The organism is Gottfriedia sp. NPDC057948 (genome assembly GCF_042887255.1).
Classification (GTDB): Bacteria; Bacillota; Bacilli; order Bacillales; family Bacillaceae_G; genus Gottfriedia.
In genome coordinates this window covers 80,530-100,918 of the sequence record NZ_JBHVPN010000006.1, presented here as the reverse complement: position 1 = coordinate 100,918, position 20,389 = coordinate 80,530, and the positions used below count along the sequence as shown (strand labels likewise).

The following is a 20,389-nucleotide window of genomic DNA, read 5'->3' as shown; positions in this document are numbered from 1 at the left end:
TAGATTCAAAGTTCCTCTACTATTAATAACTTCATTTTGCGAATCTTACTATAAATGGGGGAAGAGTATGTTAAAGAGAACGAGTAAAAGTAAAATTGCAAAAAGCCTTACAGTAGCTGCGTTATCTACTAGTTTTATTTTAAGTTCTTTAAGTCATGTTTCAAATGTAACGAAAGCCGATGCTGTCTCAAATGCAGAAACAATTTTAGCTAAATTAACTCGAGAACAAAGAGAAGCTCTACAAAAGATTTCAACGACTGATCCATCAGGTCTTTTTCTTGATTCAAATGTAAATCTAAATAGTCCTGAATCTGTTTCAGTAATTGTTTCATTTAAACAAAAGCCAGAGAAAATTGCTGTATTAGAATCTGCTTTAAAAGGACAAGCTTTATCAGATTCAGAAGCAGCAAGCAATGCGGATGCAGATCATACTAAGTTTAAATTGGACATAAGTTCTCTATTTAAAACAAAATCTGATGGCTCATATAAAATAAAACGTGAATATAAACATGCATTTAACGGGGTAGCTTTAGAAGTACCTGCAAATAAACTAAATGATTTAATGAAATCAACAGCTGTACAAGCTATTTATAGCGATGTAACAGTGAAATCGGAGCTTCCAGTTGAAGGGCAAGATTCATCTACAAATTCAACAGGTAAAGGAATGGCTGATGAGCGTTCTTACTTACAAATTGATAAATTACATCAAGAAGGCTATACAGGTAAAGGCGTAAAAGTAGCTGTTATTGATACAGGTGTTGATTATAACCATCCAGATATTAAAGCTGCATTTAAAGGTGGATACGATTTCGTAGATAATGATAATGACCCAATGGAAACTACTTATGCTGATTATGTAAAAGCAGGTAAACCGTACGGACCTTCTGGAGCTGGAAATTATGTAACTGAACATGGAACTCATGTATCAGGTACGATTGTAGGGCAAGGAAAAAATGAAAGTGAAGATGCAACAACTGGTATTGCACCAGATGCTGATCTTTATGTTTATCGTGTATTAGGACCTGGTGGTAGCGGTACGACTGATAATATCATCGCAGGGATTGATCAAGCAGTTGCAGACGGAATGGACGTTATGAACCTTTCACTAGGTGCAAATTATAATGACCCACTACTTCCTGAAAGTATTGCGATTAATAATGCAGTACTAAATGGTGTAACTGCAGTAGTTGCTGCTGGAAATGCAGGGAATAAAATGTATACGTTAGGTTCACCAGGAACGGCTGCTTTAGCATTAACAGTAGGCGCAAGCAGTGTTCCAATTACGACACTTGGAGGGAAAGGTACGATCGATAATGTAACGGCATCTTTACTTTTAATGGCAAAAGGCGCTGGGGATGATATTTCAAAACTAAAAGGTGTAACGAATTCGGTTGTAGATGTAAATCTAGGAGAAGCGTACTCTGGTAAAGATGTAAAAGGTAAAATTGTTCTTATGAGTCGTGGAACTTATACATTAGATTCTAAAATTGCAGTTGCTAAATCTCAAGGCGCTGCAGCAGTTCTTATGTATAATAACAATCCAACTGAAGGACAAATTCCAACTTTTTTAGGCGATGGTGTAAATTTCATTCCAACGTTCTCGTTATCTAACGCAGATGGACTTGCTTTAAAGCAAAAGCTACAATCAGGATCTGTTAACTTTACATTTACTGATATAGGTGAAGCGAAAACGCAGGGCGATACTTTAGCTGACTTCAGTTCAAGGGGACCTGCAAGATTAACTTATGATATTAAACCAGAAATTACAGCTCCAGGTGTAAGTGTATTATCAACAGTACCAGGTTTTATTAACAACCCAAACAATCCTTCAGATTATAAAAATGCATATCAGCGTATGTCAGGTACATCAATGGCTACTCCATTTACAACAGGTGTTGCAGCATTATTAAAACAAGCTAATCATAATTTACAACCAGAAGATATCAAAGCGATTTTAATGAATACTGCAGATTCGTTAAGTAAGCCATACAGTGTATTTGAACAAGGTGCAGGACGAATTGATCCATATAATGCAATCCATTCAACGATTGAAATTAAAGTGCAAGAAAAAACACCAACAATCGTTAATGGAAAAGAAAAACAAATCAATGAAGAAACAGGAGCTCTTAGCTTCGGAAATGTATCATTCGATGGAAATGACTATTCAGATAACCGCACAATCACTTTGATGAATAGAGGAGAAAAGTCAAAAACGTTTGATGTAAAAGTTAATTTCCAATCAAACTTACGTGGTTCAAAGGATGCAGCAGCAAATGGGGTAACTGTTCAAACTCCATCGACAGTTACATTAAAAGGAATTAGCCAAAAGAAGACAGCTATTACATTAACTATTCCAAAGACGGCTGAAAAAGGAATTTACGAAGGATATGTAGTGTATACAAACAAAGATAATCCTTCTGAAACATATCGAATTCCTTTTGGTGTACATTATGTTGAGCAAGGATTTGATTACTTTAAACTGTATAAAAAATCAGTGCCTGAGTCCCTTAGTCAAAGCAGTCAAAAATGGAATCGAACTGATGCTGCCAATATTGCCTTAAAATCACATATGAGATCAATTGACGTTGTTATCTCAGATGCAAAAACTGGCAAAGATCTTGGTGTTGTTAATTCGTATGATGGAGTAGCATTTAATGAAGGTGTAGATATTTCACTTCCTTTCGTATATTTCGGATTTTACTATCCATTTACAAATGATCCGGATAATCCAATTGATACAAACCAAGATCATTTAATCGTACCAAAAGCAGGGCAATATGTTTTAAAAATGATTGGTACAGATGATAATGGAAAACAGTATACGATCAGTCAAGATTTATTTGTGGATGGTACAAAACCTAAATGGAGTATGAATGTGGAGGGTGAAGTACCAGGTAAACAAATTGTTGAATACAAAGATGGACAAGATACATTAGGTGTAACAGCTCAAATTACTGATGATAATGTTGAAGTAAAACGAGCAGCTGGTATAGCAGCAGATCAAACACAAAATCAAATTTACTACTCTTACAACTCTTGGTTACCAAATGGTAACATGACGCTAGATAAAGATGGGAATACATCCGATGATATTGCGATGTTACCTAACCAGAATGTTTTAAGTGTTAAATTTGAAGGGATGGACGAAGCAACGAATGGTTATCTTCAAAAGCAATATTATTTTGTAAATGAACATACTCCATATGTTTCTGTTGAGGCAAATAAACCGACAAAATTTAGTAGAGCTTTTGTAAAACCAGGTGAAACTTTTACGATGACATTAAATGCAAATAATGTAAGTAAACTAGGAAAGGCAAACTATAAGTTCTCAGATACTCCAGGGACAAAAATTACGAAAATTTCATTGAATCCTGCTGCACAAAAACTTGGTGGAACACTAGATGTTAAACAAACCACATCAGGAAGTACAACTTCATCAGATGTTACTGTTAACTTTAACGGAACTTCTGGAGTAAATGGTGATTTACCAATGGTTGATTTAACAATTGAAATTCCAAATCCATTAGATCCAAAAAATGCTTATTCTTTTAGCTCAGTTACTTCACAATTTACCGATATAAATAATGTTTCAACTAATGTTTTTTCAAACGTATCGCCAATCGCGATCTTAAATAATCAAACTGAATTCCAAGGTTATATTCATGCTCAAGGATTTTTAGATGCAAAAGGCAACTATGATTATGCAAAAGATTACTCAAAGATTTCGCCAACTTTAACAGTTATTGATAGTAATGGAAAAGTAGTCAAAACAAATATAGTCGCAAAAAATGGGTCATTTGATATTACAGGACTTGATCCATCAAAAGATGATTATACGTTAATCCAAGATATACCAGGTCATTTTACAACACGATATTCAAGAATTAACGCTTACTTTGGTTTAGATGACGTTGTATACGGTACATCATTTAGAGTAGGTGTAGAAAGTACTCCTTATGCAACTGCTGGAGATGTAAATAAAGACGATGTAATCGATGTAAATGATGCATTAGCAATCCAGACATATTGGGGAACAAATAAACGTAGCGCAGATATTAACTTCGATGGAACGGTTGACGCGAAAGACTTTGCATTCGTAGAAAAGAATTACTTAATGCAAAATCCTTGGGTTCCAGCACCACCAAAACCAGTTAAAAATTATAAAGGAAGTACATTAGAATCAATTAAGAGTCAATTAGGATTACAATAAAATGTCAAAGCCTGTTCATATTTTTTGGACAGGTTTTTTAATTTAACTGTATAGCATTTGAAGTCAATCTCCAGTAGTTCCTACCTCACGTCATTCAGTATAGAAACCTTCTTCTCTATAGATTTTATAATTAGTTCTAAAATTGTGTTTTTTTCTATTGAAAAAATAGTTACATATATTCCTAAATTACGCAAAAAGATTGATCATGATGTGGTACTGTTAAATCGTTTTTTATAGAAAATTACAAAAATATTTTCCTGAAAATCAATTAAGCTTTAAATTAAATCATTAGAAGGTAATAAAATGCCAATTTTTAACCGTATTTTTAGTAGAAAATTGTCGAAAAAATGGCTTGTTTTTGTAAAAGTATTGATTTTATTGGCTTTTAATAACCCGATTGTTAATTATTAGAATATTCTAGATAATTAGTTTAACAAAGGAAGGATTTAATGAAGAGCGATATTCGAATATGAAAACAGATCTTTTTAGATTCATATTGCTCACACATTAGTTACTTCATTTGATAACTAGAATATTTGGGGGAAGAGTATGTTAAGAAGAACAGGTAATCGTAAACTAGTAAAAAGCCTTTCAGTTGCAGTTTTATCAACTAGTTTTGTTTTAGGTTCATTAGGTACTGTATCTAATGTAACGAAAGCTGAAAATGCTTCAACTGCAGAATCAATTTTAGCTAAATTAACTCCACAGCAAAGAGAGGCATTACAAAAACTTTCAAGTACTGATCAAACAGGACTTTTTCTAGATTCAAGTGTGAACCTGAATAGTGCAGAAAATGTTTCTGTCATTGTTTCATTTAAACAAAAGCCTCAAAAAGTTGCTGTATTAGAAGCAGCATTAAAGGGAGAAGCTTTATCAGAAGAAAAAGCACAAAGTAATGCAAATGCTGATCATTCAACTTTTAAAGAAGATTTAGGTGCTTTATTTAAAACGAAATCTGATGGTGATTATAAAATTAAACGAGAATATAAACATGCGCTTAATGGGGTAGCTCTAGAAGTGCCTGCAAATAAACTATCAAAATTAATAAAATCATCAGCTGTACAAGCAATTTATAGTGATGTAACTGTAAAATCTGAGCTTCCGATCGAAGGAAAAGAAGTTTCAGAGAAATCGACTGGTAAAGGAATGGCAGACGAGCGTACTTATCTTAAAATAGATAAATTACATCAAGAAGGTTATACAGGTAAAGGAGTAAAGGTAGCAGTTCTGGATACAGGTGTTGACTATAATCATCCAGACATTAAGGCAGCATTTAAAGGTGGATACGATTTCGTAGATAATGACAATGACCCGATGGAAACAAGTTATGCTGATTGGGTAAAAGCTGGTAAGCCAGGAGGTACTTCAGGTGCAGCAAATTATATAACGGAACATGGAACGCACGTATCAGGAACAATTGTAGGCCAAGGGGAAAATGAAAGTGAATATGCGACAACTGGTATAGCTCCTGATGCTGATCTTTATGTGTATCGTGTATTAGGTCCGGGTGGAAGTGGTTCGACTGAAAATATCATCGCAGGAATTGACCAGGCAGTTGCAGACGGAATGGATGTTATGAATCTATCATTAGGAGCAAATTATAATGATCCACTACTTGCAGAGAGTATTGCAATTAACAATGCAGTATTAAATGGAGTAACTGCAGTCGTTGCAGCTGGTAATACAGGTAATAAGATGTATACGTTAGGATCACCTGGAACGGCAGCTTTAGCATTAACAGTTGGAGCAAGTGATGTACCAATTACAACAATGTCTGCGAAAGGTTCAATGGACAATGTGTCAGCGGATTTACGTTTAATGGCAAGTGGTTACGGTGATGACATAACAAAACTTAAAGGACAAACCTTACCAGTAGTAGATGTGAATTTAGGAGAAGCATATTCGGGAAAAGATGTTAAAGGTAAAATTGTCTTAATGAGCCGCGGAACTTATACGTTGGATTCTAAAATAGCCGTAGCTAAGCAACAAGGTGCAGTTGCAGTTCTAATGTACAATGATAATCCAACTGAAGGATTTATTCCAAGTTATTTAGGAGAAGGAGTAAACTTCATTCCATCTTTCTCTTTATCAAATGCAGAAGGACTTGCATTAAAACAAAAACTACAAACTGGTTCAACAAACTTTACGATCTCAGATATGAGTGAAGTTAAAACACAAGGCGATACATTAGCAGATTTTAGTTCAAGAGGACCTGCAAGATTAACTTACGATATTAAACCAGAAATTACTGCTCCAGGTGTGAGCGTACTTTCAACAGTACCAGGCTTTATTAACAACCCAGATAATCCAACAGATTATAAAAATGCATATCAGCGTATGTCTGGAACTTCAATGGCTACACCATTTACAACTGGGGTTGCCGTACTTCTAAAACAAGCTAACCATAGTTTACAACCAGAAGATATAAAAGCGATTTTAATGAACTCAGCAGATTCATTAAGCAAACCGTATAGCGTGTTTGAACAAGGTGCAGGACGTATTGATCCATACAATGCAATACATTCTACGATTGAAATTAAAGTACAAGAAAAAACGCCGATGATCATTAGTGGTAAAGAAAAACAAATAAACGAGGATACTGGAGCGTTAAGCTTTGGTAATGTAGCTTATGATGGAAAAGACTTCTCAGATTCACGATCTGTTACATTAATGAACAGAGGAGAAGACACAAAAACATTCGATATCAAAGTTAATTTCCAATCAAATCTGCGCGGTTCTAAAGATGCAGCAAGTAATGGTGTAACAGTTCAAGCACCAACGTCCGTTACATTAAAAGGAATTAGCCAAAAGAAAACAAATATTACTTTAAATATTCCTAAAACTGCTGAAAAAGGAATTTACGAGGGGTATGTAGTTTATACAAATAAAGATAATCCTTCTGAAACTTATCGAGTTCCATTTGGTGTACATTATGTAGAAAAAGGATTTCAAGATTTTAGTCTTCCTCGTCAGGCTATGACCACTGATCGGAATAATTTAAATAGTCCACTATTTAATCCATTTTTATACGCTAAATTTTCGTTAAAGTCGCATATGAGATACATTGACGTAGTTTTAACAGATGCAGTGACAGGTCAGGATTTAGGATTAATCAATTCATTTGATGGAGTTTCATTTGACGAAGGTGTGCAATATACAATTTCAGCTGGAATGGGAGTTTATTATCCTTTTACAAATGACGAAAATAATCCAATTAGCTCAAAATCAGCTTTAGCAAAAGAAGGACTATACAAAGTGAAACTCATTGGTTATGATGATGCAGGTAAGTCATATTCAATTTCAAAAGACTTATTAGTTGATACGACAATGCCAAATAAATTCGATATTCATGTAGAAGGTGAAAAAGAAGGAAATCCATTTATTGAGTATAAAGAAAATCAAAAGTCCATTCCATACACTGCTACGATCACTGATCAGTCAGTTGAAATCATGAATGCTGCTGGTATAAAAGCAGATCAATCTACAAATACAGTTGGTTATTTCTATAATAGTCCGTTTATGGGTGGAAAACTTAAATTAGATGAAAATGGAAATTCTGCCAAAGATGAAATTGAAATGGTACCAAGTCTTGCAACATCTTCACTACGATTCATTGGAGGAGATTTAGCATCAAATGCTTATGGTGATAAGCAATACTACTTCGTAAAAGAAGGAACTCAATACGTTTATGGCCAACCGAATGCTAAAACAAGATTAAACAAACTGATTACACATCCTGGGGAAACAAATACAATTACACTTACTGCGAATAATATTAACAAACTGAAGCAAGCGGGATATAGTTTTACGACGAAAACAGCTGATACAGATATTGTAAGTATTGCATTAAATCCTGCAGCAAAAAAACTTGGTGGACAATTAAACGTTACTACAACAAATCCATCAAGTACGACTGTTAAATCTGAAGTTAATGTAACTTTTGATGGCTCACAAGATGTATCAGGTGATCTTCCAATGGTCGACGTGACATTTAAAATAGTAGAAGCGAAAGATGTTATTTCCACTTCTAGTTTTAGAACAGTAACATCAACTTTTACAAGTGTAGATAATACAGTGACAAAACCATTTACTTATATTGCTCCAATCGCAGTATTGTCAAATTTCTCAAGTGTAATTAGTTATATTCATCCTGAAAGCTTCGAAAATGCAGATGGAACATTGAAAAAAGCGGATTATACAAAAATTGGAGCAAATGTAACGATTGTTGATAGCAATGGAAAATCTTACACAGGTACAATGGATAGTATTGGACAATTTTATATTACTGGATTACCGATTACTAAGGACCAATTTACAGTCATCACAGATATTCCTGGACACTTTAATACGTACGGCAAATTTGACAGAGTTTATAACACAATCGATGGTTCTATGTACGGTATTGCTAAGAGAATCGGTGTAGAAACGATTGATGATGGGACTGCAGGAGATATTAATAAAGATAATGTAATCGATCTTAATGATGCTCTAGCAATTGAAACATATTGGGGAACAAACAAACGCTCAGCTGATATCAACTTTGATGGAACGATTGATGCGAAAGACTTTGCATTTGTTGAGAAGAATTACTTAATGCAAAACCCAGCTGTAGATAATGCGCCAAAACCAGTTAAGAAATCAAAAGGTGAGACAATTGATACAATTAAGAGTGAATTAGGTATTCAATAAACCAGCAAGTTTTGTGTAGAGTAAGAAATTTATTTAACTGTTAATAAGGGTTGTCTCATTAGTCATAGCACTTTTGAGGCAGCCTTTTTAATTTAATAAAAAAGGGATGTCCCATAGTTAGAGTTCAACCGATGAGACATCCCCTTTATTCGTATTTGAATTCTAAAAAATAATTAAAAGGCGAAGCAAAAACAAAAATCATATTAATCGATTGTAGTCCAATCTTGCGACCATTTCATTAATTCCTTAATTACTGGTTCTAAAGCCAGTCCTTTTTCTGTCAAAGAATATTCGATTCGAACTGGAGTTTCTGGGTAAACATCTCGTTTTACTATACCTGCTTGTTCTAAATCTTTTAGTCTTTCTGAAAGAACGCGCCCGCTAATTGGCAAAGTTGATTCGATCGTACAAAATCTTTGTGATCCAGAAAGAAGTTGAAAAATTATAAGAATTGCCCAGCGTTTACTAATTAACTCTACGCTTTTTTCAAACCGTGGGCATAATAAAGAAAAATCCATTTAAAACCACCTCACCTATATCCATATTATAACTAAATTTGTATTAATAACAAGATTACCTTACATAAATTTATTACTTGACGTAAGTTTATTACTAAATTAAACTTACTTACATAAAGTAACTAGATAATTTTTTTAGAAAAATAATAAATGTCTATAAATAGGTGGCAAAACAACATGATTATGAATACAGATGTATGTATTGTAGGTGCAGGGCCGGGTGGTGCACTATTAGCATATTTGCTTGCAAAAAATAATATTTCGACAGTTCTTGTGGAACGACATAGTGGAATTGATAAAGAATTTAGGGGAGAGCACCTAAATTCTGAAGGTGAACAAATATTGAAAAAGCATCATCTATATGAAAAAGTTAAAGAATACGGACTACTGCTAATGGATCGCGTTGAATATTGGAATCATAATAAAATAATAAAAAGTATTTTTCCATCACAAGGGTCAAAACATGTTGGTATTCATGTTCCACAAAATCATTTATTAAATGTTATTTTAAAAGAAGCAAATAAATATGAAAACTTCAAGCTTTTAATGGGCACACGTGTGTCTGAATTAATAGAAGAACAAAATGGTCAATATATTGGTGTTAAAGCAATAAAAAATGGTACTGAAATAACAATTAATAGCTCGATTATCATTGGTGCCGACGGTCGATTTTCAACAATTCGTAAATTAGCAAAAATACACACGGATATTATAAAACATGGATACGATCTACTTTGGGCTAAAGTACCAAGACCAGTAAGTTGGGATCCAACAGTTAGATTAACATTGATAAATAAACAACAATTGGCTTTGTTTACTCAAGCAGGTGGGTTTATTCAAATTGGATGGAATATAGATGAAGGTTCTTTTCTGAACTTAAGAAAAAAATCTTTTAATCCTTTTGTAAATCAGCTAATCGAAGCATTTCCAGAACTGACTGAAACTGTTCAAGAAAATATAAAATCTTGGAACGATTTTGTATTATTAAATGTTCAAAGTAGCCGTAGCAAAACATGGGTAAAAGACGGCTTAATTATAATGGGTGATGCGGCACACACGATGAGTCCTACTGCGGCCCTTGGTGTAAATATTGCGATGAAAGATGCAGATATTTTAGCAGAAATCATACAAGATGCTATTCAAAACAAAGATACTAGTACAATAGTGTTAAAGAAATTTGAATATGCTAGACGAGGAGAAGTTGAAAGCTTACAAAAGCAACAACTAACACAGGAAAGTACTTTTAAACATCACTTTGATGTGACTTTATAAGAATGCCTTTAAAGTTTAAAAATGGACAAGTAAAAATTAAGAAGTATATTATATCAATATGAAATTGTGTAAGAAAACAGGAGGAAACCTCATGATCAACGAAAAAGTAGTTTCTTTATTAAAAGAGAAAATTAATGTAATAAAAAATAACGATAAATCAATTTACTTAGTTGGACCAATTAAACTACCAGTAAATTTAGATGGAGAAACAGTCCTTTTTCAATGGTATTGTTGGCTACGCTGTGAGGATATCGAAGGAGATTTTTGTAGCGATGGTTCATATAACACTGAAAAAATTATTAGTAAATTAGCTTCATCAAATTTAGCAGAAATGCAACAATCAAGCGTATTAGTTTATGGTGACTTTGAGAATTCAGAGGATGCTCTAATTCGAATGCATAGTATTTGCCATACAGGTGATATTTTTGGAAGTAAGCGTTGTGATTGTGGATTCCAATTAAAAGAAGCAATGAAAATGATTTCTTCAAATGAATCAGGTGCATTATTTTATTTAGCAAATCATGAAGGAAGAGGAATCGGTTTATTTAGTAAAGCTATGGCGTATGTTCTCCAAGAGCAAGGATTTGATACTGTTGAGGCAAATGAAGAGCTTGGTTTTGTGGATGATGCACGAAACTACGAAGATGCTATTCGAGTATTAAAAACGCTTCGCTCAAAACCGGTTACTTTAATTACAAACAACCCAAGAAAATTGGATGCTCTTCAAAAATCTGGAGCTAATGTATCTGGAAGAATTCAATTATGGGGAGACAAATCGAAATATAACGAAAAGTATTTAGAGACTAAAATTGTTCGTTCTGGTCATTTTAAAGGAGGACGTACAAGTGAGTAATCATGACTTTTATATGAATTTAGCTATTCAAAATGCCATGGCTACGAAAGGGCAGACAGATCCCAATCCATTAGTAGGATCTGTAATCGTAAATGATAATCGAATTGTTGGAATTGGTGCTCACCTAAAAGCCGGTGAACCTCATGCTGAAATTAATGCACTTAGAATGGCAGGCGATAAAGCTGAAGGTGGAACAATTTATGTAACGCTTGAGCCATGCTCTCATCATGGACGAACTGGTCCATGTGCAGAGGCGATTGTACGTGCAGGTTTGAAAAAAGTTGTTATTGCTACACTCGACCCAAATCCGCTAGTTGCAGGAAGAGGAGTAAAAATTCTTCAAGATGCGGGAATTGAAGTAATCATTGGAGTTTGTGAAGAGCAATCGATCAAAATGAATGAAGTATTTAACAAATATATTGTTAAAAACATTCCTTTTGTCGTAATGAAATCAGCGTCTACATTAGATGGGAAGATTGCTACCCATTCTTCTGATAGTAAATGGATCACTTCAGCGGAAGCTCGAAATGATGTTCATCAATTAAGAAATGAAATTGGCGCGATATTAGTTGGTGTTAACACAGTATTAAAAGATAATCCAGAATTAACAACTAGAATTCCAAACGGACGTAATCCAGTACGAGTGATTCTAGATTCAACTTTAAAAATTCCTTTAGAATCAAAAGTAGTAACCGATCAGCAAGCTGAAACATGGATATTTACAAGTCAAAAACACTCTGAACAAAAAAGAAGTGAATTAGAAAACTTAGGTGTTAAAGTATTTGTTACGAGCGATCTAAGTCGAGTTGATTTAAACGAAATGCTAAAAGTTCTAGGTGAACATTCAATCTCTTCTTTATTAGTAGAAGGTGGTGGAGAAGTGAATGCTTCCTTTATGAATCAAAATTTAGTTGATAAAGTGATTGTCTATTTAGCTCCTAAATTAATAGGTGGAAAAGATGCACCTACATTTTTAGAAGGTACTGGGCTTGATAAAATGGGACAAGCGATTGAACTTGAAGAAATTGAATTAACGAAAATTGGTCCTGATTATAAATTCATAGGCTATCCAAAATATACTACTTCATGAGGAAGGACTTTTAGAATGAAATTCGGATTCGATATAGACGATACTTTAATTGATTTAAGACAGCATGCTTTTCACATTTATAATAAAAGATTAAATAAAAACATTCCTATAGAAGCTTATAATGAATTAAAAACTGTTGAAATTCATGAACCTTTTGGCTTAACGGCTGAAGAAGGAAACGAAATGTGGAAGAGTAATCTAGAAGAGACATATTTTACTACATGTCCTCCATTTCCATATGCTGTTGAAACATTACAAGAATTAGAAAAGCAGGGACACGAAATTTATTATGTGACTGCAAGAAATAAAGAATATGGTGAACGAACAAAAGAATGGTTATTAAAGAATGGATTTCCAGTTCATCAAGATCGATTTTATTGTGGAATGAAAGATTCTGAAAAAATTCATATAATTAAAGAATTAGCTTTAGATTTCTATTTTGATGATAAACCAGAAATATTGAACACACTATCAGAATTACCTTTAAAAGCTTACGTGAAAGACACTTCATATAATCGAGGATTGGACATCCCACGGATTACGTGTTGGTCCGAATTAAAAGAGATTATTGAGGATAATTAATAAAAAAACACCTGTGATGGGTGTTTTTTTGTGTGATGAAAAATGAGTAGGTCAATTAGTAGGTAATTGTTCCTGATGTCCATTACAACCTGTTATGAGTAAGTTATAATTAATGTTTTAATTTTATACTAATTCACGAACTAGTTGTGAGTATCATTGTTTTGCTATTAAAGTTCCTCATGAAGCTGCTATGAGGAAGAAAAAAACAACATATAGGAATTATAGTTCCTCATGAAGCCGCTATGAGGAAGTAAAAACCAACATTTAGGAATTATAGTTCCTCATGAAGCCGCTATGAGGAAGTAAAAACCAACATTTAGAAATTATAGTTCCTCATAAACCTGCTATGAGTAAGGAATAATCAAGAATTAGCAATTATAGTTCCTCATTAACTTGAGTAAGTAATGATCACCATTTGGCAACTTTACATATCTTGAGCCGATTATGTGTATTAGACTATGTTTTATGTCGACAAGCTAAAAAAACACCCATGATAGGTGTTTTTTTAGTAAGATGTTTGCAATATCTATTTAAATCTTTTAAATCCTAAAAAATGTTGGTTCCAATATGAATTGTTTATTTTAGAAATAGTTACGCCTGAACTACTACTTGCATGGATAAACTCATTATCATTAATCACTATACCCATGTGGGACGGTCCATAAGTATAAGTGTTTTGGAAAAAGATTAAATCTCCAGGTTGAAAGTCATCAACAGTTTTTAAATTTGAACTATTATACCAATATCCTGCAACATTTGTTCTAGGAAGTGACAATCCAGATTCTTTGAATACATAGGAAATAAATCCACTACAGTCAAAACCTGATGGATTTTCCCCACCCCAAATATATGGTACACCTGAATACTTTTTAGATAAGATGATTAAAGATTGTACATCAAATGATTGAGGGGTATTTGAATCCACTTTATTTGTATCTGTCTGACTTGAATCAACTTTGTTTGAATCTGTCGTATTTGAACCTGTCTCTTTTTCAACATAAGATGCACCAATATACCCTATTACCCCATTAAATTTTACCTTATACCACCCGTTAGATAATGAGATGACATCTAGTTTTTGATATTTATTAACACTACCTAAAATCTGATAAGAAGTTCCAGCCCCAGATCTTACGCGTAAACCATTAATAGTAGAAATATAGTTACCAGAACTGACCACTTGATTAGTATTACTATTATTCGATTCGGTAACTTTTCCAACATAAGAAGCACTAATATATCCAGTTACCCCATTATATTTTATTTTATACCAACTATTAGAAAGTGAGATGACATCTAGTCTTTGATTTTTATTAACACTACCTAAAATCTGATAAGTTGTTCCAGCACCTGATCTTATGCGGACACCATTACCAGTAGAAATGTAGTTACTCGAACTGACCACTTGATTAGTATTACTATTATTCGATTCGGTGACTTTTCCAACATAAGAAGCACTAATATATCCTGTTGACCCATTAAATTTTATCTTATACCAACCATTAGACAATGAAATGACATCTAGTTTTTGATTTTTATTAACACTGCCTAAAATCTGATAAGAGGTACCAGCTCCAGATCTTACGCGGACACCATTACCGGTTGATTTATATGTACTAATCGTATTATTTGAATAAAGTTTACTAGATTGCAGAGTTTTCTTGGAATCAATCGAGGCTGCAGCTGCAGTAGTATTATATGGAATTTGAATTGTTAATGTTGAAGCAAGTCCAACTAATGCCAATGAATTTAAAGTTCGCTTTTTGTTTCTTTCTCCTTTCAAATTTAACTTTATTAAGGTACTTGCTGATTTCGATTTCATTACTTACCTTCCCTCTAACCAATAACTGAAATAACAAAGAAAAAACCCTTTACCTTATTTAATAGTAAGGGCAAATCTAAGATTACATGAACTTGGTAATTAAATTATTTAAAATGTGAGATCACATTTAGTTTAAATTCTAACATAAGATGATAGGTATCTTCACTTAATTAGTGTCAAATTTTTCCGTAAAAGTAAATTTTGTTCAAAATTTACTAAAAAAAACAAGGGAGAATATGAAACTCTTATTATTCATCAAAGTGAAAAAGCTGAAATAGTTTTTAGTAAATACAGATAAGATTATTGCTTTAAGAAAGTTTTGTTAAGTAAACTAATAATATAGATTAGACAAGTTGTCAGGAAATATAAGCGTAAAAAAGTATACTAAAATCTTAATCCTACTCTTTAATTGGAGGTGCAAGTCAAAGTGACAAAGCTTGAACTTGATATTGAAAACGTACAAGTTGCAAAACATACGGATTATAAAGGCTATAAAATTAGATTTACGATTAATCAACAGCAGTATGTACTTTTAGTTGGTAAAACAAATATTTTATTTCCTTTGTCTCTAATTCACACTTTTAATGAAAAAGGAACATGCCAGCTTTGTAATAAACTAGTTTTAGCTTCAAATATTAGTCAACAAGTTTGTCCAACATTATTTAATAGAAGAAAAGAATTATTAGCTTATTTCCAAGAACATTATTCTGAACAATTTTAATCAGACATAAAATAGCTTTTGACAATCGTCGACCACAGTAAAATAATAAATTAATAAAGAAATCGTGATAAAAAACTACTTTTTGGGTAGTTTTTATTTTTTTATGAAAATATTTAACGATAATGAGACATAAAAATAGCATTTCGTCATATATTTTGTTGAAAACGGAGGTGCTATTACACATGGTGATTCAAGATTTAGATATTCAAAACGTGGTAATTAGTAAGCTTGGAGGATACGACGGTTATAAAATAAGCTTTTCTGTTAAACATCAAAGCTACATATTATTAGCCGGAAAACAAAAGACGATTTTCCCTTTGTCTATTAAACATGCATTTATTGAAAAGGAAAAGTGCCAGTTTTGCAATAAACTTGTATTTAAATCTGCGATTAGCCAGCAAATTTGTTTGAATCTCCTTCTTAAAAAAAGTGATTTATTATCGTATTTTCAGCAAAATTATCCCGAACCATTTGAGCAAATATAGGTTTTTTATTTAAGAAAACTATCGAGGAAAAACCACTAAAGAAGTGGTTTGGATACATATTAGGTTTTAACCCTCCATGATTTCAATATAGTTGTTTAAGAATTTTAATGATCTAGTAAAAAAACACTGTAGAAATACGATTATAATTGTTGTACTATTCTTATAATTCTATTTTTATTGGAGGATATTTTCATGTTTAATTCTTTATTACCGACAAATACTATTTCATTACAATTTTATAATGATCAATATGATGATCAATTAAAAAACTATTTTCTAACTGATGAGCATCTAAAATTTACTAGTCTACCTATAGAGAATATAGAAAAATGTGTAATAGAGGCTGATCGTCATGCGATTTTAATTTTGAGTAACAATGATGTTGCAGGATTTTTTGTTTTACATGGTTGGGATGGAGTTAGACAATATAGTGATAATAAAAATGCAATTTTATTAAGGGCTTTTTCTGTTGATACAAATTTTCAAGGAAAAGGGATTGCGAAACACTCTTTAAATATATTGCCTTCTTTTGTAAAAGCGAATTTCCCCAAGCGAGATGAAATTATTTTGGGAGTCAATCATAAAAATATTGCTGCACAGCATGTTTATTTAAAGAGCGGATTTATTGATAAAGGAAATAGAGTAATGGGGAGAAAAGGTGAGCTCTTTATTATGCATATGGATCTAGTATAAGTTTAGAAAGAGGGAAGAATGATGTACGGAGTTGTAGCATTATTTGATGCAAAAACCGAACAAATTATTAAAGATATTTGGACAGAGTTAAGTGAAAAATCGATTTCTTTCTATGCTGATGAAGTAGTAGATCGAAACCCCACATTACTTTAGCAAGTTATCATAGCTTAAATAAGCAGGAAATAGATATTAGTTTTAATTCAATTGGATCATTTTTAAATACAGGCATATTGTATTTTTCACCACATATTACTATAAATTTGATTGAGTTTCATGAGAATTTTCATATTCAGTTTAAACATTTTAATGATAATCCAAAGTCTATTTATCTACCTGAAAAGTGGGTACCACATTGTACTTTAGCTAATAGATTGTTACCGGATAAACTAGTAGAAGCGTATAATTATTGTTTATATCGAAATGATACGATTTTAGGAAAAATACAGGAGATTGGTATTATTGAGATGGTTAGTAAAAATAATGCATCTATTATTTATTCAAAGTCTTTAAAGCCCAATAAGATAAGCTGAAAAACTCGTGAGAAATAACGAGTTTTTTATTTTTGGGCACAATTAACCTTAATATTGGTACTCTATGTTAAGTTAATGGAGAGGATACTACAGCCTTGAAAATCGCATAATGATTGATATCTTGGATGATGGAAACGTAGAACGAAAATTAAATAACCACCTTTATAAGAGCAATTTGAAATGTTAGATCTTAAGATTGCTCGAGTGAGTGATAAGTGAACTGGAAACAACTCAATTGAATTGTTTTCAGTTCACTTATTTTATTGGCTTGAGTCGTTTTGAATCAGTAAATGTTGATTTATAGGTATTTATTAATTTTGGCATGGATATTGCAAAATAAAAGATACAGGGGTAGAAAATAGGGAAATGAGAGGGGTTAAAACAAATGACTTTTAACAAAGTACAAAATGCAACGACTGAAATTTTCGAAAGAACACTAACTTATGATTTATACACTGATCCAAAGGTTTTAGAGCAAGAGCAAGAAAAGATCTTTTCAAAGTCTTGGCAATTAGTTGGACATATTAGTCAATTAGAAAATGTAGGGGATTTCTTTACAGCTGAAGTAGCTGGTGAACCTATTCTTGTAACACGTGATAAGAATGAGGTTATTCAAGCTTTTTATAATGTTTGTCCACATAGAGCAACTAAGCTAGAGAAAAATGAAAGTGGAAATAAAAAAATTCTACAATGCGGTTACCATGGATGGACTTTCCATTTAGATGGTAAATTAAATAAAGCTCCTAACTTTAGAGGAGAAGATCTAGCTTGTGTATCAAATGCTTGTTTACGTTCTGTAAGAATGGAAATTGCTGAGTCATTTATTTTCGTTAATTTAGATGATCAGGCTACGTCATTAATTGAGACATACGGTGACTTTTTTGAAAAGCTAAGTAAATTTCCTTTTTTAAGTGAATTAAAAAGAACGAGCAGTAAATCTAGAATTATTAAAGCAAACTGGAAAGCATTTATTGATAATTATTTAGAATGTGATCACTGTCATGTAGCTCACCCAAGCTTTGTTGCTACTTTAGATATGAAGGACTATCAAATTGTTACATGTCAAAATTATTCTGTTCAAGGATCGGTTGTGAAAGCGAATAAGAAAATGGGTTCATTAGATTTTAATGAAGTAGAAATGCAAGGTGGCACGTTCTATTGGTTATGGCCAAATTTAATGATGACTATTTATCCAGGCCCAGGAAATATTGCTACGATCCAAATGGTCCCTATCGATCATGAGACAACTCTTGGAATCTACACATACTACTTTAGAGATGAAAATTTAACACAAGAAGAAAAAGACTTAGTTGAATTTGCTGAAGTAGTACGAAATGAAGATGTTGAGCTAGTTGAATTAGAACAAGTTGGATTCCGTTCACGAGCATTTAATAAAGGCTTTTATTCATCTTCAGAGAAAGCAATTGTTCAGTTCCATGAGACTGTCCTAAGGGCACTGGAGGAAGAATGATGATAAACAAAATAAGTCCAATAAAAAAATATTTATTTATTAATGGAGAAGAAGTAGAAACAAAAGAGTATTCAAACTTGTATTCTCCTTACACTAGAGAAGTAATATCAGAGATTGCTGTTGCAACTAAAGAACAAACAGAACTGGCTATTGAAGCAGCATATCAATCAAAAGATGAGTTTGCTAGAGTGCCAGCATTTGAGAGGGCACAAATTCTTGAAAATGTCGTTCAGTTATTGAAAGAAAATTTTAATGAAGCTGCTGAAATAATTACAAAGGAAACTGCGAAACCAATAATGTTTTCAAGGGGAGAAGTAACAAGAACAATAGAAACATATAAATTTGCAGCGGAGGAAGCAAAGCGAATCCATGGAGAAACAATTCCATTCGATGCTGCTTCTGGTGGTATAGGAAGAGTAGGATATACAGTAAGAAATCCGATTGGTGTAATTGGAGCAATTACTCCGTTTAATTTTCCTATGAATCTAGTAGCTCATAAAGTTGGGCCAGCTATTGCGTCAGGAAATACAGTTGTTTTAAAACCAGCATCTCAAACGCCACTTTCAGCACTTTTTATTGCTAAGCTATTCAAGCAAGCTGGCTTACCAGACGGTGTATTGAATGTTGTAACGGGTCCAGGTCGCACGGTTGGCGACACGATTGTAGAAGATGACCGAGTAAACATGATTACATTTACCGGCAGTACTAGTGTTGGGATTAATATTAGAAATAAAGCAAAGCTTAAGAAAACAACGCTTGAACTTGGATCAAACGCTGCCGTCATTATTGATAAAAATATTAATGTCGATGAAATTATTGATCGCTGTATAATGGGTGCTTTTTCAAATCAAGGTCAAGTCTGTATCTCATTGCAGAGAATTTTTGTTCATGAAGAGATTTATGATGAGTTTACTTACAGATTCGTAGAGGCAACTAAGAAATTAAAACTTGGTAATCCATTTGACCAAGAAACCTATCTATCTTCATTAATTTCACCTGACGAATTAGATCGAACGTTAAACTGGATTGAAGAGGCAAAACAAAGCAATGCAACTATTCTTGCAGGTGGTAAAACCCAAGGAAATATATTAGAGCCTACAATAATTGCTGATTGTACATCTAGTTTAAAAGTTTCATGTCAGGAAGTTTTCGCTCCAATTGTAACGATTAACAAAGTGAAATCGATTCAGGAAGCTATCTCTAAAGTAAATAATTCACGCTATGGATTACAGGCTGGAATTTATACGGAAAGTGTATCGAATGCATTACTCGCATCAAATGAACTTCATGTAGGTGCAGTCATCATTAATGATATCCCAACATTTAGAGTTGATAATATGCCATATGGTGGTGTAAAGGAAAGTGGTACTGGAAGAGAAGGTATAAAGTTTGCAATTGAAGAAATGACAGAGTTGAAGCTAATTGTCTGGAATCAAAACAGAATTTAGTAAGG

Annotated in this window: 15 protein-coding genes; 13 read left to right on the top strand and 2 right to left on the bottom strand. The window is 32.9% G+C overall.

All coding sequences use genetic code 11. The features are described 5' to 3' along the window. The first annotated feature begins 67 nt into the window (after nucleotides 1–67). Both ACFVRR_RS12105 and ACFVRR_RS12100 read left to right on the top strand, forming a co-directional pair. Nucleotides 68–4,210, top strand: a complete 4,143-nt coding sequence (locus tag ACFVRR_RS12105) for a S8 family serine peptidase (protein ID WP_387328599.1) — start codon at nucleotides 68–70, stop codon at nucleotides 4,208–4,210. 549 nt (nucleotides 4,211–4,759) lie between these two features. Continuing rightward, the gene (locus ACFVRR_RS12100) at nucleotides 4,760–8,899 is read left to right on the top strand and encodes a S8 family serine peptidase (RefSeq protein ID WP_387328597.1); all 4,140 of its coding nucleotides are present in this window, start codon (nucleotides 4,760–4,762) and stop codon (nucleotides 8,897–8,899) included. Nucleotides 8,900–9,102: 203 nt separating this feature from the next. On the opposite strand, the gene ACFVRR_RS12095 is transcribed toward ACFVRR_RS12100, so the two are convergent. Next, nucleotides 9,103–9,417, bottom strand: coding sequence for a winged helix-turn-helix transcriptional regulator (locus ACFVRR_RS12095; protein ID WP_025671317.1), 315 nt, complete (start codon nucleotides 9,415–9,417; stop codon nucleotides 9,103–9,105). Nucleotides 9,418–9,594: 177 nt separating this feature from the next. Between ACFVRR_RS12095 and ACFVRR_RS12090 the strand changes: the two genes are divergently transcribed. The 4 genes from ACFVRR_RS12090 (at nucleotide 9,595) to ACFVRR_RS12075 (ending at nucleotide 13,214) form a co-directional block, all read left to right on the top strand. Further along, nucleotides 9,595–10,689 (top strand): FAD-dependent monooxygenase, encoded by a 1,095-nt coding sequence (locus tag ACFVRR_RS12090; protein ID WP_387328594.1) that lies wholly within the window; start codon nucleotides 9,595–9,597, stop codon nucleotides 10,687–10,689. Between the two features lie 91 nt (nucleotides 10,690–10,780). Further along, on the top strand, nucleotides 10,781–11,542 hold the full coding sequence (locus ACFVRR_RS12085) for a GTP cyclohydrolase II (RefSeq protein ID WP_098234538.1): 762 nt from the start codon (nucleotides 10,781–10,783) through the stop codon (nucleotides 11,540–11,542). Continuing rightward, nucleotides 11,535–12,632 carry a bifunctional diaminohydroxyphosphoribosylaminopyrimidine deaminase/5-amino-6-(5-phosphoribosylamino)uracil reductase RibD gene (ribD, locus tag ACFVRR_RS12080; protein ID WP_387328591.1) on the top strand — a complete coding sequence of 366 codons (1,098 nt, stop codon included), beginning with the start codon at nucleotides 11,535–11,537 and terminating at the stop codon, nucleotides 12,630–12,632. Before ACFVRR_RS12085 ends, ribD begins: the two co-directional genes overlap by 8 nt. A gap of 15 nt (nucleotides 12,633–12,647) precedes the next feature. Next, entirely contained in the window at nucleotides 12,648–13,214 is a 567-nt protein-coding gene (locus tag ACFVRR_RS12075) for a 5' nucleotidase, NT5C type (RefSeq protein ID WP_387328588.1), read from the top strand. A gap of 526 nt (nucleotides 13,215–13,740) precedes the next feature. On the opposite strand, the gene ACFVRR_RS12070 is transcribed toward ACFVRR_RS12075, so the two are convergent. Further along, nucleotides 13,741–15,036, bottom strand: coding sequence for a C40 family peptidase (locus ACFVRR_RS12070; protein WP_387328585.1), 1,296 nt, complete (start codon nucleotides 15,034–15,036; stop codon nucleotides 13,741–13,743). Nucleotides 15,037–15,463: 427 nt separating this feature from the next. Here ACFVRR_RS12070 and ACFVRR_RS12065 point away from each other — a divergent pair, with 427 nt between their 5' ends. The 7 genes from ACFVRR_RS12065 (at nucleotide 15,464) to ACFVRR_RS12035 (ending at nucleotide 20,384) form a co-directional block, all read left to right on the top strand. Further along, nucleotides 15,464–15,757, top strand: coding sequence for a hypothetical protein (locus ACFVRR_RS12065; protein ID WP_387328582.1), 294 nt, complete (start codon nucleotides 15,464–15,466; stop codon nucleotides 15,755–15,757). A gap of 182 nt (nucleotides 15,758–15,939) precedes the next feature. Continuing rightward, nucleotides 15,940–16,242 carry a hypothetical protein gene (locus tag ACFVRR_RS12060; RefSeq protein WP_387328579.1) on the top strand — a complete coding sequence of 101 codons (303 nt, stop codon included), beginning with the start codon at nucleotides 15,940–15,942 and terminating at the stop codon, nucleotides 16,240–16,242. A gap of 192 nt (nucleotides 16,243–16,434) precedes the next feature. After that, nucleotides 16,435–16,935 (top strand): GNAT family N-acetyltransferase, encoded by a 501-nt coding sequence (locus tag ACFVRR_RS12055; RefSeq protein WP_387328576.1) that lies wholly within the window; start codon nucleotides 16,435–16,437, stop codon nucleotides 16,933–16,935. A 21-nt stretch (nucleotides 16,936–16,956) separates the two neighbouring features. Beyond that, nucleotides 16,957–17,088 (top strand): hypothetical protein, encoded by a 132-nt coding sequence (locus ACFVRR_RS12050; RefSeq protein WP_387328574.1) that lies wholly within the window; start codon nucleotides 16,957–16,959, stop codon nucleotides 17,086–17,088. Between the two features lie 77 nt (nucleotides 17,089–17,165). Beyond that, nucleotides 17,166–17,465, top strand: coding sequence for a hypothetical protein (locus ACFVRR_RS12045; RefSeq protein WP_387328572.1), 300 nt, complete (start codon nucleotides 17,166–17,168; stop codon nucleotides 17,463–17,465). Nucleotides 17,466–17,850: 385 nt separating this feature from the next. Then, nucleotides 17,851–18,936, top strand: a complete 1,086-nt coding sequence (locus ACFVRR_RS12040; RefSeq protein ID WP_387328569.1) for an aromatic ring-hydroxylating oxygenase subunit alpha — start codon at nucleotides 17,851–17,853, stop codon at nucleotides 18,934–18,936. Continuing rightward, nucleotides 18,936–20,384 carry an aldehyde dehydrogenase family protein gene (locus ACFVRR_RS12035; RefSeq protein ID WP_387328566.1) on the top strand — a complete coding sequence of 483 codons (1,449 nt, stop codon included), beginning with the start codon at nucleotides 18,936–18,938 and terminating at the stop codon, nucleotides 20,382–20,384. Before ACFVRR_RS12040 ends, ACFVRR_RS12035 begins: the two co-directional genes overlap by 1 nt. Nucleotides 20,385–20,389: the final 5 nt, after the last annotated feature.